Below are 13,280 nucleotides of genomic sequence, written 5' to 3' on the forward strand. Positions count from 1 at the left end.
GCGCCCCTAGCGAAGGAGGATTGACTTGACAAGCTTTGACCCCCGGCGCGACAGGGCGGCCAGGGCTGAGGTCAAGGAAGCCGGTGGGACGCCGGCGCTGTGCCCGCAACTGTATGCCGCCCTCTTGGGCGGACAAGTCAGATACTTGCCTCAACCTGTCGTCCGTCTTTTCGCCCGGGGTCAGCCGGAAGGACGTGGAATGGCCGGGCATCTGCGCGGACAGATCCTCCGAGACGACGTTTCGTCCGGAGGTAAGCGTCACCATGCCCGATCTGCCCATTGTACAAGCCGAAACTGCCATCGTCGTCACCGCCTCGCGCGCCGAGCAGGAGCAATCGCGCACTCCGGCCAGCGTGACCCTCATGGGCGAAGAACCGGCCACGCGGCTCGGCGAACCGCTTCTCGTCAACCTGCTTCGCCTGACGCCGTCCGCCTCCATCGCCAGCACCGGCCCGGCGGGTTCGCAAAGCCAGATTCGCCTGCGCGGTGCCGAGGCCAACCACACCCTGCTTTTCATCGACGGAATCCGCGCCAACGATCCCGCGGCGGGGAACGAGCCGCGCTTCGAGCTTCTCAATGCCGACATGGCGTCCCGGGTCGAGGTCATCCGCGGCCCGCAGTCGGCCCTGTGGGGCTCGGAGGCGATCGGCGGCGTGGTCGCCGTCGGCGGCCAACCCGATGAGGGCTTCCGCGCGCTCGGCGAGGCAGGATCGTTCGGCTTCGGCCGGATCGGAGGCAGCGCCTCGACCCGCAGTGACACGGTCGACCTTGCGCTGGCGGGTGGATACCAGGCCGCGGAGGGCATCAACGCCTTCGATGGCGGGCCCGGTGACCGCGACGGCTACCGCAATGCCGCCCTTCGCGGCCGGGTCGCGTGGCGCCCTGCAGCAGGGCTGGAGTTCGGCGCGTCGGCGTTCGGCATCCGTGGACGCTCGGAGTTCGACGGCTTCGATCCCGTGACCTTTCTGCGCGCCGACACCCTGGACGAAACACGCAATCGGCTCGCCGCGGGCAGGGTCTCGTCCCGTTACGAGGGCAGCGGATGGACCATTACTGCCGGCGGCTCGCATCTTCGCTCGTCCAACCGTAACCTGCTCGACAGCGCGCCGGTCAACCGCACGCGCGCAACGCGGACTTCTGGGCAGTTCCAGCTGGAGCGCCAGCTTGAGACAGGCCGCGTCCGGCACACGCTGATCGCAGCGATCGATGCCGACCGCGAGACCTTCCGGGCGCGCGACGTTGCCTATGGAGGCTTCACGGACCAGGACCGCGACCGGGCACACCAGGCGTTCACGGCCGAGTGGCGCGCCGAAACGGGTCCCCTGGTCGCCGACCTCGCCATCCGCCGGGACGTGTTCAACCGCTTCCAGGACACCACAACCCTCCGCGCTTCCGCGCTTGCCGAGATCGGGAGCGGCTTCTCGCTTGCGGCGTCCTATGGCGAAGGCATCGCCCAGCCGACCTTCTTCGATCTTTATGGCTTCTTTCCCGGTTCTTTCGTGGGAAATCCGTCGCTTGCGCCGGAACGTTCCCGCGGTGTCGAAGCCAGTCTCCGCCTTCGGCGCTCTGGCCTTGCTGTCGCCGCCACCGTTTACCGCCAGCGGCTCAAGGACGAGATCATCGACGTGTTCGATCCGGTCACCTTCCTCAGCACCACGGCCAATGCGGACGGCCGGAGCAAGCGCTCGGGCCTTGAACTGGAAGCCGGCTACACGGTCTCTCCCGCCCTTCGCCTGTCCGCCCAGTACGCTTACCTCGACGCGGAGGAGCGGACGGATCCGCTCGGCCGTGCCGTGAAGGAAGTCCGACGGCCGAAACACAGCGGGGCAATCGCTCTCGACGGAACGCGCGGACGCCTCACTTACGGAGCATCGCTGGCCTACACCGGAACGCGCACCGACCGGGACTTCGACCAATTCCCGGCTGCGGTCGTGCGCCTCGACCCTTATTGGCTCGCCGGAGCCCGCGTGGCGTGGCGGGTGACCAAGGCCTTCGAGCTGTTCGGCCGCGTCGCCAACGCCTTCGATGCCGATTATCAGGACGTGGTCGGGTACCGAACTGAGGGGAGAAGCGCCTATGCCGGCCTCCGGCTTGGCCTTGGCGGCTAGCGCGACCCTTCGCGCCGCCTCACTCAACCTGTGCACGGACGAGTATCTTCTCCTGCTCGCCCGTCCGCAGGAAATCGTCAGCGTCAGCCACCTCAGCCGCGATCCGCTCGAATCCACCCTCTGGCGACAAGCGCGCCGTCATCCTGCGAACAGCGGCAGTCTGGAAGGTGTCGTTGCCCACCGGCCGACGCTCGTGCTCACCATGGGCGGTGCCGGTCGAGCGTCCGGGCTGATCGCGCAGCGGCTCGGAATTCGTGTTCTGGACCTGCCCTACCCCGCCACCCTCGCCGACGTCGAACGGCAGACGCTCCAGGTCGCAGCGGCGCTGGGCGACCCACGTCGAGCCCTGACGTTTCGGCGCGCCCTTGCGGAGCTCCGTTCCACCCGGCCGACGCTACTCCGGGATGCAGCCTTCCTGAGCGCCGGGGGGCTCAGCTTCTCGCCCGACTCCCTGGGTGCCCGATGGATGACCCTGGCCGGAGCTCGGCAGAGGGCGTTGCCACGCGCTCGTCTGAGCCTCGAGGAACTGGCCACCCGGCCCCCGTCGCTGCTGATCCGAAGCACCTATCGCGCCGGTCAGATGAGCCGCGGGCAGGCCTGGATGACGCACCCTGCCGTCCGGCGCCTCGGCCCACGCACGATCAGCACCGACGGACGCCCCTGGACCTGCGCCGGGCTGCCGATGATCGCGGAAGTGCGGCGGCTGCGGGAGCGGATGCGATGATCCGGTGGACATTGCTCCTCGGGGCCCTCGTGCTTCTGGCAGTCACGGCCCTGCTACTCCCGTTCGGAGCGCTGGACGATCTTCTCCATACCGACCCTCACCTCGCCAGGATGGTGCTCATTGAACTCCGCCTCCCCCGCGTCCTGCTGGCGGTAGGATACGGCGCCACGCTTGGGCTGACCGGAGCGGCCCTGCAGGCCCTGTTTGCCAATCCACTCGCCTCCCCGGACCTCACGGGCGGGAGCAGCGGAGCCGCGCTGGGCGCCGTCGCCGGAGGCTACTGGCTCGGGCTGAGCCACCCGCTCGCCCTCGCCGCCGCCGGAGCCGGCGGAGCGCTGCTTGCCCTCGCCCTCCTGCTCGCACTGGCCGGCCGGCGCTCCGACACGGCCGCCCTGCTGCTCGCCGGCCTGGCCATCAGCCTCGCCGCGGGTGCCGCCACCAGCCTGCTCCTTGCCCTCGCTCCCTCCCCCTTCGCCTTTTACGACAGCTTTACCTGGCTGATGGGCAGCCTCGTCGACCGCAGCGTGCCCCAGGCCGCCGCCGCCCTCATTCCGGCAACAATCGCAGGCGCCCTGCTGCTCCGTCATGTCCGAAGCCTCGACCTGCTAGCACTCGGAGAGGACGTCGCCGCGGCCGCCGGCTACCGCCCGTCCGCCATGCGCCTGAAGATCGTGTCCTTGAGTGCCGTGGCCGTGGGTGCGTGCGTCGCGGTTTGCGGAGCCGTCGGCTTCATCGGCCTCATCGCCCCGGTCATCGCACGACGCTTCACCGGCGGACACCCGGGCCGCGCGCTGCTCCCGGCCGCCCTGCTCGGCGCCCTCCTGATGACGGGAGCGGACCTGCTCACGCGGCTTGCTCCTCCGGGACGCGACATCCCACTAGGTGTGATCACCGCCATCGCCGGAACGCCGCTCTTCCTCTGGGTGGTGACTCGGATGCGCTGGAGGCTGACGCCATGACGCCGCTTCTCCGCGCTGCGGGCGTCGGCATGGACGGGCGGCTGGAACCGTCCGATCTCGACGCCCGAGCGGGAACCCTGACCGCGATTATCGGCCCGAATGGCGGCGGAAAGACCAGCCTGTTGCGCGCCATCGCCCGGATCGATCATCCGCTCGGCAAAGTCTGGATCGACGGAACGGACCTCGACCGAGCCACGATCCCGCACCGCCGCACCTTGTTCTCTTTCCTGCCCGCCGCTCGCGATGTCCCCTGGCCCATCGCGGCGCGCGACGTGATCGCCCTCGGCCTGACGAGGGCCGAGCCCGATCGCGTCGAGGCTCTGCTCGATCTGTTGGAACTTGGGAGTCTCGCGGGTCGACCCATCGATCGCCTTTCGACCGGGGAGCGCGCCCGGGTGCTCCTCGCGCGCGCACTGGCGCCCCGCCCTAAGGTCCTCCTGCTGGACGAGCCGCTCTCGAACCTGGATCCCTATTGGACCCTGCGAATCCTCGAGATCCTCACGCAGATCGCGCACGACGGCTCGGCCGTGCTGGTCTCGCTCCATGACCTGAACCTGCTCGACCGCTTCGACAGGGCGATCGTGATTGCGGACGGGAGGATCGTCGCGGACGGCACGCCGGAGCAGCTGCAATCCGGCGACCGGCTTTCGGCGGTGTTCGGGGTGGAGAAGACGTCCGCCGGCTGGCGGATTGCTGGACCTTAGGCCGCTGGCGAATCCGCGATCATCGCCGTGAAATTCGCTTCCGCTGCGACCTTGCCATCGACCACGGCCCGGCCCGCGAACTTGCACACGCTGCTGCGTTTCTGGACGAACTCGACCTCGAGCTTCAGCAGGCAGCCCGGCTCCACCGGCTGGCGGAACTTCGCATTTTCGATGGCCATAAAATAAACGAGCTTGCCCGAGTTCGCGAGCCCGAGGCTCTCGACCGCAAGAACGCCAGCGGCCTGCGCCAGCGCTTCGACGATCAGCACGCCCGGCATGATCGGGCGCCCCGGAAAGTGCCCGTTGAAGAAGTCTTCGTTGATGCTCACCGCCTTGATGGCGGTGATCCGCACGTCAGGCTCGATGCTCTCGACCCGGTCGACCAGCAGCATCGGATAACGGTGCGGCAGCGCCGCCATGACCCGACGGATGTCCAGCGGACCCACGGATCGGCTCTCGGCGGCGCTGCTGTCCGTCATTAGCGGCCCTGCGGAGCCTGCTGCTGCTGCTGCTGCTGCGGCAGCGGAGCCACCGTGATGCTCGGCAGCGAGGTGTTCAGCGCCGCGATGACGTCGTTGGTCACGTCGAGCGCCGGAGCGCTGGCGAGGCGCGCGTCGGTGTCGAGCACCAGGTTTGCACCGCGCGCCGTCATCACCTGGTTCACCGCGGGGGCGAGCCGGGCGTTGATCTGCTGGACGATGTTCGCCTGGATGGACTGCAGGTTCTGCTGACCGCGACCAATCTCCTGCGCGGCCTGCTGCCGGCGCTGCTCGAATGCCGTCACCCGCTGCTGCAGGGCAGCGTCCGGCTGCTTGTTGCCGAGCGCACGAACGGCTGCCTCGAGCGACTGCGCTTCGGGGCGAAGTTGGGTGTCGAGCGTCTGCTGCCGGGTCTGCAGCGCCTGCGCCTGCGACTGGAGGTTGCTCCACGCCGTACGGCACGCGTTGCACTCGCGCGCGGCGCGGTTGCTGTCGACCACCGCGATCACGGCGGCGGGCACGCGCTGGGCCTGGGCGAGACCCGGAAGCACGACGGTGGTGGCCGCAACGGCGGCAAGAAGAAGTGTCTTGGTCATCAGAATGCAGTTCCTACGTTGAAGGAGAACAGCTTGGTGTCGTCACCGTCCTGCTTGAGGATGGCGCGAGCAAGGTCGATCCGGAGCGGACCGAAGGGCGACGTCCAGTTCACGCCGATGCCGACGGACAAGCGCGGGCGTGGCGAGTTGCCGACGAAGAACTCCTTGATGCCCGAGCCCGCGTTGTACGTGAAGCCGGCAGAACAGGCCTCACCCGGCTCGAGCACTTCGGTTTCCGCCGGCGTCGTCGGCGTTCCTGCCCGCGTACAGGTTCCGGGCACATCCAGCAGGTTGGGCTGCTTCAGGCCCCAGACCGAACCCACGTCCACGAACGCCGACGGACGCAGGCCGAGGTTGCGGGCGCCTGCACCCAGCGGGATCTCCAACTCGATCCGCCCCATGTAATAAGCGCGACCGCCCAAGGAGTCCGACTGGAGCTCACCGCGCTCCTCGTCCAGCTCGGTCGGGTTGAGGTAAGCGCGGCGGACGACCCGTGGGCCGATGCCGCGGATGTCGAAGCCCCGCAGCTGCGCACCGAAGAAACGGTCGGAGATGCGGATCGCATCGCGGCCTGGACCCTTGGACGCCTGCAGCGGGTGGATGTAGCCACCCTCAGCATGGGCCGACAGGATGAATCCGCGTCCAACACCCCAGTATTTGGTCGCGTCGACACGGTTGCGCAGGTAGCGCACATCCCCGCCAAGACCCGCGAAATCCTGGCTGAAGATGACGCGCTGGCCACGGGTTGCGCGAATGCCGTTGGTGTCGTCGTAAATGGCCGAGAAACCGATCGACGATGTAATCCGGCGGCCGATCTCATCGCAGAGATACTGGCCGGCGAGGCGCGGGTCGCACTCTGCTTCCTGCGGACCGGTCGGACCATCGGGGTCCGTGTAGAACGTCCCCTTGTCGAGCGTGATCTTGTCGAGGTTCAGCGAGTAGCGGGTTCCGAAGTTCACGAACTCGTTGATCGGAAAGCCCAGCCGCAACCCGCCACCCGTGGTCACCTGGCTGTAGGTCGTGTTCCGCTCGCGGTTCACATAGTTGAAGCTGTTGTAGTCGCGGCGGTAGATCTCGCCGCCAAGCAGGATCGAACGATCGAACAGGTACGGCTCGGTGAAGCCGAGCTGGATCGACTTGGAATACCGCGAATAGTTGATCCCGGCATTGAGCTCCTGGCCCATGCCGCGGAAGTTCCGCTGTGCGACCGAGAGGGCGACAATGAACTTCTCCAGGCTCGAATAGCCTGCTGACAGCTGGAGTTCGCCCGTGGACTTCTCCTCCACGTCGACGCCAAGCACCACGCGATCCGGAGCGGACCCCTGGGTCTGCTTGATCTCCAGCTTCTCCTGGAAGTAGCCGAGGCTCTGGATACGATCCTGGCTGCGCTTGACCTTGATGGCGTTGAAGGCGTCGCCCTCGTTCACCCGGAACTCGCGCCGGATGACCTTGTCCCGGGTCACCGTATTGCCCTGGATGTCGATGCGCTCGACATAGACGCGCGGCGTTTCGCCCACGCGGATCGTGATCCCCATGGTCTTCGCTTCGGCGTCGCGCTCGTAGGCGGGGTTGATGTCCGCGAACGCATAGCCGAGCTGACCCGCGGCCTCGTTCAGCCGGGTCACCGCATCTTCGACAGCCTTGGCGTTGAACCACTCGCCCTGCTTAAGGCCCGCGAGCCGGGTCACGACCTCGGGCTTGAGGTCCCTGAGCTCGCTCTCGGCCGCGATCTCACCGAACCGGTAGCGCGGTCCTTCCTCGACCACGTAGGTGATCACGAAGTCGCGCCGGTCGGGGGTCAGTTCCGCAAGGGCCGAGACGACCCGGAAATCGGCATAGCCCTGCGTCAGGTAGAAGGCGCGCAGCTTCTGCTGGTCCGCCGCCAGCCGGTCGGGATCGTAGGTGTCGTTCGACTTGAGGAAGCCGAGCACGCCGCCCGCCTCACGGGTGAACATCTCCTTGCGGAGGCGATCGTCGCCGAACTGCTCGTTGCCGATGATGTTGATCGCCCGAACCCGCGACTTGTCGCCTTCGGTGATCTCGAACACCAGGTCGACGCGGTTCTGGTCGAGCTGCACGATCTTCGGCTCGACCCGCGCCGCGAACCGGCCCTGCCGCTTGTAGAGCTCGATGATCCTGTCGACGTCGGCACGCGCCTTGGACCGGGTGAAGATCTGCCGCGGCGCAAGCCGGATCTCGGGAACGATCTTGTCGTCCTTGATCCGCTTGTTGCCCTCCAGCACGATCCGGTTGATCACCGGGTTCTCGCGGATCTGGATGACCAGGTTACCGGTTTCCGCGCCGGTGATCTGCACGTCCGCGAACAGCTCCGTCGCGTACAGGTCCTTCAGCGCCTGGTCGAGCGTTTCGGCCGTGTAGGCCTCGCCTGGCCGCAGATTGGCGTAGGCGATCACCGTTTCCGCTTCCAGGCGCTCGGCGCCTCGGACGGCCAGCGAACGGATCGTCCCTCCGGTCACCGCCGGCGCGACCGGTGCGGGTGCCGGAGCCGGAGCGGCAGGAGCAGGCGCCAGCGCGTCCTGGGCAAGCGCCGGAGACGCCCATCCGCTCAGGATGGTGCCCACCAGGAAAGTCGCAGCAAGTCGCTTGTTGTTGGTCATCTGCTTCGCAATCACGCGCGTTCCCGCCCTGAAATTGATTATGGCCGTCCCCCACGGCCCGGATGAAGTGGCGCCCTGCCCCAGACAGCCCCTCCAATCAAGCGCCCTAGCCGATCAATCGGCTCAAGCGTTCCCACAAACCGAACGAACCGAGGTCGTTCACCGTGGTGAACACAATGAGTGTCAGCAGCGCCGCAAAGCCGCCGCGGAACATCCATTCCTGCGCCCGCTCCCCCAATGGCCGGCGGCGCACCGCTTCGACCGTGTAGAGGACCAGGTGCCCACCATCGAGCATGGGGACTGGCAGCAGGTTGATGAACCCCAGATTGATGGAGAACAGCGCCACGATCTGGATGAACTGCTCGATCCCGAGCGTCGCCTGCTGGCCGGCGATCTGGGCCATCTTCAGGGGACCGCCAATTTCCTCAACGGGCCGACGCCCCGTGACGATCTGCCAGAGGCCCGTCATGGTCGAGCGGGTGATCTCGATCGTGAGCCTGGTCGCCTCCGGGATGAGCTGGAGCGGCGGCACCGGCTGAAAGTGCCGGCCGGGCAGCGGCATGATCCCGAGTTGCCCCACCCGGTACACCTGCCCGAAGCGGTCCTTGTCGACGCGCTCGGTCAGGGTGACGTCGATCCGCCGGGTCGCACCACGCCGCTCGACCTCCATCGGCACCGTCTCGTTCGGCCTTAGCGAGGTGATCCGCTGCAGGTCCGTGAACGTCTCGACCTCGCGTCCGGCCAGCGAAAGGATGCGGTCGCCGGGACGAAGCCCGCCGCGATCTGCGGCTGTCCCTTCGATCACCTTGCCCACGACCGGCGGAGTGCTCGGCGCGCCGTACGCCATGAGGAAACCGGCGAAGATGGCAATGGCCAGCAGGAAGTTGGCCATCGGTCCGGCGAGCACGATCAGGAACCGCTGCCAGACGGGCTTGGCGTGAAAAGCGCGCGCCCGGAGCGCTGGGTCGAGCTGGTCCAGGTTGCGCCCCATGCTCGCCGGATCCATGTCGCCCGTGAAGCGCACATACCCACCGAGCGGGAGCCAGCCGACCTTCCAGCGCGTGCCGCGCTTGTCGGTCCAGCCCGCCACTTCGCGGCCAAAACCGATGGAAAAGGTCTCCGCCCCGACGCCGCACCAGCGCCCCACCAGATAATGGCCAAGCTCGTGAAAGAAGACGAGCGGTCCGAGCGCCGCCAGGAAGGCGATCAGGATGAGCCAGACGGGCGGCTGCTCGAGCATCAGGCGCGCTCCAGGATCGCCTGTTGCGCCACGTCGCGCGCTCTGGCGTCGAGCTGGAGGACGTCCTCGATGGTCATGGGGGCAGGTTCGGCCATGTCGTCGAGCGCACGGCCTACCAGCGCGGCGATGTCCGGGAAGTGAATGCGGCCCTTGAGGAAGGCGGCCACCGCGACCTCGTTGGCGGCGTTGAGGACGACCGGCGCGGCCCCGCCCTCCTCCAGGGCGCGACGCGCAAGCCGAAGCGCCGGGAACCGCTGCTCGTCCGGCGCCTCGAACGTCAGCGTGGCGACCTGCAGCAGGTCCAGGCGCTCGACGTTCGTCGACATCCGCTCGGGCCATGCCAAAGTATGCGCGATCGGCACGCGCATGTCCGATGGACCCAGCTGCGCCAGCACGGACCCGTCCTCATATTCCACCAGCGAATGGACGACGGATTGCGGATGCACCATGATGTCGATCCGCTCGGATGGCAGGCCGAACAGGTGATGGGCCTCGATCAGCTCCAGCCCCTTGTTCATCATGGTCGCACTGTCGACGGAGATTTTCGCGCCCATCGACCAGTTCGGATGAGCGACGGCCTGCTCGGGACTCACTTGCGCCATCTCCGCGGTGGAGAAGCTGCGGAACGGCCCCCCACTCGCGGTCAGGACCAGTCTTGCGACTTGCTGGCAATCCTGACCCGCAAGACACTGGAAGATCGCGTTATGTTCGGAGTCCACCGGAAGCAGCGTCGCTCCTGACCGACGGGACGCCTGGATCATCAGGTCCCCCGCGGTCACCAGCGCTTCCTTGTTCGCCAGCGCAACGGTCTTGCCTGCCTGAACCGCGGCCATCACCGGTTCCAGTCCCGCGCAGCCCACGATCGCGGCCATGACGAGGTCAGCGTCGCCTGCCGCCGCTTCAGCAAGGCCCTCGGATCCCGCTGCGCCTCGGACGTCACTCCCCGCCAGCGCGGCGGTCAGTTCAGGCAAAAGGCTCTCATCCGCGATCACGGCCAGGTCTGCCCCAAACCGCCTCGCGTCCGCTGCAAGCTGCTCGACGTTGCTCGCGGCTGTCAGTGCGGTGATCTGGAAGCGGTCCGGCGCCGCGGCGATAAGGTCCAGCGTCGACCGTCCCACCGAGCCCGTCGCACCCAAAATGGCGACCTTCTTCACCGCAGCCCCGCCATCACCGCAGCGCCGGTCAGCACCGCGACGGGCACGAGGCCGTCCAGACGGTCGAGCACTCCCCCGTGCCCCGGGATCAGCACGCCCGCGTCCTTCACTCCGGCCTGACGCTTCATCCAGCTTTCGAACAGGTCTCCCGCCGCAGCGGTCAGGGCGAACAGCGGCGCCAGCAGCAGCCAGTACCAGTGAAGCTCGCGATAGGTCGCCCACATCCCCGACAGCAGGGTCGCGGCGATGACGCCACCGATCAGGCCGGAGATAGTCTTGTTGGGGCTGATCCGCGGCGCCAGCTTCGGTCCTCCGAAGGCACGCCCGACGAAGAAGGCGCCGATGTCCGCCGCCCAGGTCACAATGAACGCCCACAAAACAAGGCTGAACCCATCGTCATAGCCGCCGGGCATGTTCGCCCGCTCACGGACCCACAGCAGTGCAAGCGCAGGGAGCAGCGCATAGAAGAACCCTGCCACGTGCCAGCCGAGGCCCCAGCCTCGCACCAGCTTGGACCATTCATAATACATCACGGTCGCGATTGCCGCCACGAAGACGGCAAACACCGTGCCCCCGAACCATTCCGCGGTGAGCGCCACCAGGATCATGATGACCCCGGCGACGGTCCGCAGTCCCACTTCGCTCATCGCCCGCCGAACCTCCGCTGCCGCCGGGCATATTCGGAAAGGGCCGCGTTGAACGCCTGCTCGTCGAAGTCGGGCCAGAGCACGTCGGTGAACACCAGCTCGGCATAGGCCGCCTGCCACAGCAGAAAGTTGGACAGCCGGACCTCGCCCGACGTGCGGATCAGCAGGTCGAGGGGCGGCAGGCCGTGCGTCTGCAGCAGGCCCTCGATCGCCTTCTCGTCGATCTGCTCCGGCGCGATCTCCCCCGCCACGGCGCGCCGGGCAAGCTCCCGCGCCGCCGCCGCGATCTCGCCCTGAGAACCATAGTTCAGCGCCACGACCAGCGTCAGCCGGCTGTTCGCCTGGGTCTGCTCGACCGAATGGACCAGCCGGTCGTAGAGGTCGTTGCCGAATGCCCCCGGTTCCCCAATCAGCTGCAGGCGCACGCCTTCCTTCTGCAGCGTGTCGAGTTCCCGCTCGACATAATAGCGCATCAATCCCTTGAGATCGGAGACTTCCTCCTCCGACCGCCGCCAGTTCTCCGAGGAGAAGGCGTAGACGGTCAGCACCTCGACGCCGGCATCGGCGGCGGCCTGCATCGCGCGCCGCACGGCCTCCGCGCCCGCCCGGTGGCCGGCGACGCGGGGCAGGTGGCGGCGCTGCGCCCAGCGCCCGTTGCCATCCATGATGATGGCGACGTGGCGCGGGACGGCCGCTGCCAACGGCTCGACCACGTCCGTGGTGAGCGGGGCAACCGCGCGCGGCTTCACTTGCCGAGGATTTCCTTCTCCTTGGCCGCAGCCGCCGCATCGATCTCCTTGATCGTGTCGTCCGTCAGCTTCTGGACCTCGGTGTCGAGCCGTTTGTGCTCGTCCTCCGAGATCTCCTTTTTCTTCTCGTCGGTCTTGAGCGCGTCCATGCCGTCGCGGCGCACGTTGCGGACCGCGATCCGCGCCTTCTCCGCATATTGGCTGGCGAGCTTGGCCAGTTCCTTGCGCCGCTCCTCCGTTAGGTCCGGAATCGGCAAGCGGATGTTCTGCCCGTCGGAGATCGGGTTGATGCCGAGGCCCGCATTGCGGATCGCCTTCTCAACCGCGTTCATGTTGGACCGGTCCCACACCTGGACGCTCAGCAGGCGCGGCTCCGGGGCGGAGATGGTCGCCACCTGGTTCAGCGGCATGTTGGCGCCATAGACCTCCACCTGGATGGGATCGAGCAGCGCAGTCGACGCGCGACCGGTGCGGAGACCGGCCAGGTCATGCTTTAGGGCCTCGACGGCGCCATGCATGCGGCGCTGGATATCGGCCTTGTTATAGGCGGGCATCAGTTCACTCCCTCGTTCTGAACGATCGTCGCCGTGCCCTCACCCGCCAGCACCTGGGCAAGGTTGCCGGGCTGGCGGATGTTGAAGACGACGATCGGGATGTTGTTGTCGCGGCACAGCGCGACCGCGGCCGCGTCCATGACCTTGAGGTTATCGGCCAGCACCCGCGAATAGCTCAGGCTCTCGTAGCGCTTGGCGTTTGCAACCACCTTGGGGTCGGCATCGTAGACACCATCCACGCTCGTGCCCTTGAGCAGCGCATCGCAGCCCATCTCGGCCGCGCGCAGGGCCGCTGCCGTGTCCGTCGTGAAGTAGGGGTTACCCGTTCCCGCGGCGAAGATGACGATCCGTCCCTTCTCCATGTGCCGGAGGGCGCGGCGGCGAATATAGGGCTCGCTGACCGAAGCCATGGGAATGGCCGACTGCACCCGCGTGTCGATGCCCGCCTTCTCCAGCGCATTCTGCACCGCCAGCGCGTTCATCACGGTCGCGAGCATCCCCATATAGTCGCCCGTCGCCCGGTCGAAGCCACGTGCTGCGGCCGCCATGCCGCGGAAGATATTGCCGCCGCCGATGACGAGGCAGAGCTCGTGGCCTTGCGCCTTGGCCGCCGCGATCTCCGACGCCAGGCCGGCCACGGTCTCCGGGTCGATGCCGAACTGCCCCGGACCCATCAACGCCTCGCCCGACAGTTTCAGGAGGATGCGGTTGTAGCGAGGGCGGGTCATGGCTCTCCGATAAGGCAGAT

13 protein-coding genes and 1 riboswitch are annotated in these 13,280 nt (G+C 67.4%); of the genes, 4 read left to right on the top strand and 9 right to left on the bottom strand.

Going from position 1 to position 13,280, the window contains the following annotated elements:
- Positions 1-19: 19 nt before the first annotated feature.
- Positions 20-167: riboswitch (cobalamin riboswitch) on the top strand.
- A gap of 96 nt (positions 168-263) precedes the next feature.
- Genes JT720_RS13160 through JT720_RS13175 form a run of 4 tightly spaced genes read left to right on the top strand, consistent with a single transcriptional unit; the run spans position 264 to position 4,495 of the window.
- Positions 264-2,108 (top strand): TonB-dependent receptor plug domain-containing protein, encoded by a 1,845-nt coding sequence (locus JT720_RS13160; protein ID WP_205481763.1) that lies wholly within the window; start codon positions 264-266, stop codon positions 2,106-2,108.
- A complete protein-coding gene (locus JT720_RS13165) occupies positions 2,077-2,832 on the top strand; it encodes an ABC transporter substrate-binding protein (protein ID WP_205481764.1) in 756 nt (251 codons plus the stop codon). The genes JT720_RS13160 and JT720_RS13165 overlap by 32 nt, the downstream gene beginning before the upstream one ends.
- Positions 2,829-3,791, top strand: coding sequence for an iron chelate uptake ABC transporter family permease subunit (locus JT720_RS13170; protein ID WP_205481765.1), 963 nt, complete (start codon positions 2,829-2,831; stop codon positions 3,789-3,791). The genes JT720_RS13165 and JT720_RS13170 overlap by 4 nt, the downstream gene beginning before the upstream one ends.
- Positions 3,788-4,495, top strand: a complete 708-nt coding sequence (locus JT720_RS13175) for an ABC transporter ATP-binding protein (RefSeq protein WP_205481766.1) — start codon at positions 3,788-3,790, stop codon at positions 4,493-4,495. The genes JT720_RS13170 and JT720_RS13175 overlap by 4 nt, the downstream gene beginning before the upstream one ends.
- Here the strand turns inward: JT720_RS13175 and fabZ are convergent.
- The 9 genes from fabZ to pyrH all read right to left on the bottom strand — a co-directional run bounded on the left by fabZ (position 4,492) and on the right by pyrH (position 13,260).
- The gene (gene fabZ / locus JT720_RS13180) at positions 4,492-4,974 is read right to left on the bottom strand and encodes a 3-hydroxyacyl-ACP dehydratase FabZ (RefSeq protein ID WP_205481767.1); all 483 of its coding nucleotides are present in this window, start codon (positions 4,972-4,974) and stop codon (positions 4,492-4,494) included. The two genes, JT720_RS13175 and fabZ, sit on opposite strands and share 4 nt — an antisense overlap.
- Positions 4,974-5,570 (bottom strand): OmpH/Skp family outer membrane protein, encoded by a 597-nt coding sequence (locus JT720_RS13185; RefSeq protein ID WP_205481768.1) that lies wholly within the window; start codon positions 5,568-5,570, stop codon positions 4,974-4,976. Before JT720_RS13185 ends, fabZ begins: the two co-directional genes overlap by 1 nt.
- On the bottom strand, positions 5,570-8,188 hold the full coding sequence (gene bamA, locus JT720_RS13190) for an outer membrane protein assembly factor BamA (RefSeq protein WP_205481769.1): 2,619 nt from the start codon (positions 8,186-8,188) through the stop codon (positions 5,570-5,572). The genes JT720_RS13185 and bamA overlap by 1 nt, the downstream gene beginning before the upstream one ends.
- 106 nt (positions 8,189-8,294) lie before the next feature.
- Positions 8,295-9,428: an RIP metalloprotease RseP gene (rseP, locus tag JT720_RS13195; protein ID WP_205481770.1), complete on the bottom strand. Its 1,134-nt coding sequence runs from the start codon at positions 9,426-9,428 to the stop codon at positions 8,295-8,297.
- The gene (locus tag JT720_RS13200; protein WP_205481771.1) at positions 9,428-10,582 is read right to left on the bottom strand and encodes a 1-deoxy-D-xylulose-5-phosphate reductoisomerase; all 1,155 of its coding nucleotides are present in this window, start codon (positions 10,580-10,582) and stop codon (positions 9,428-9,430) included. Before JT720_RS13200 ends, rseP begins: the two co-directional genes overlap by 1 nt.
- Positions 10,579-11,229: a phosphatidate cytidylyltransferase gene (locus tag JT720_RS13205; RefSeq protein WP_205481772.1), complete on the bottom strand. Its 651-nt coding sequence runs from the start codon at positions 11,227-11,229 to the stop codon at positions 10,579-10,581. Before JT720_RS13205 ends, JT720_RS13200 begins: the two co-directional genes overlap by 4 nt.
- The gene (uppS, locus tag JT720_RS13210) at positions 11,226-11,894 is read right to left on the bottom strand and encodes a polyprenyl diphosphate synthase (RefSeq protein ID WP_205481860.1); all 669 of its coding nucleotides are present in this window, start codon (positions 11,892-11,894) and stop codon (positions 11,226-11,228) included. Before uppS ends, JT720_RS13205 begins: the two co-directional genes overlap by 4 nt.
- 80 nt (positions 11,895-11,974) lie before the next feature.
- Complete coding sequence (frr, locus tag JT720_RS13215; protein ID WP_205481773.1) at positions 11,975-12,532, bottom strand: ribosome recycling factor; 558 nt, start codon at positions 12,530-12,532, stop codon at positions 11,975-11,977.
- A complete protein-coding gene (gene pyrH, locus JT720_RS13220; protein ID WP_205481774.1) occupies positions 12,532-13,260 on the bottom strand; it encodes a UMP kinase in 729 nt (242 codons plus the stop codon). Before pyrH ends, frr begins: the two co-directional genes overlap by 1 nt.
- Positions 13,261-13,280 lie beyond the last annotated feature (20 nt).

It is taken from the genome of Sphingomonas arenae (assembly GCF_016924655.1).
GTDB lineage: Bacteria > Pseudomonadota > Alphaproteobacteria > Sphingomonadales > Sphingomonadaceae > Sphingomicrobium > Sphingomicrobium arenae.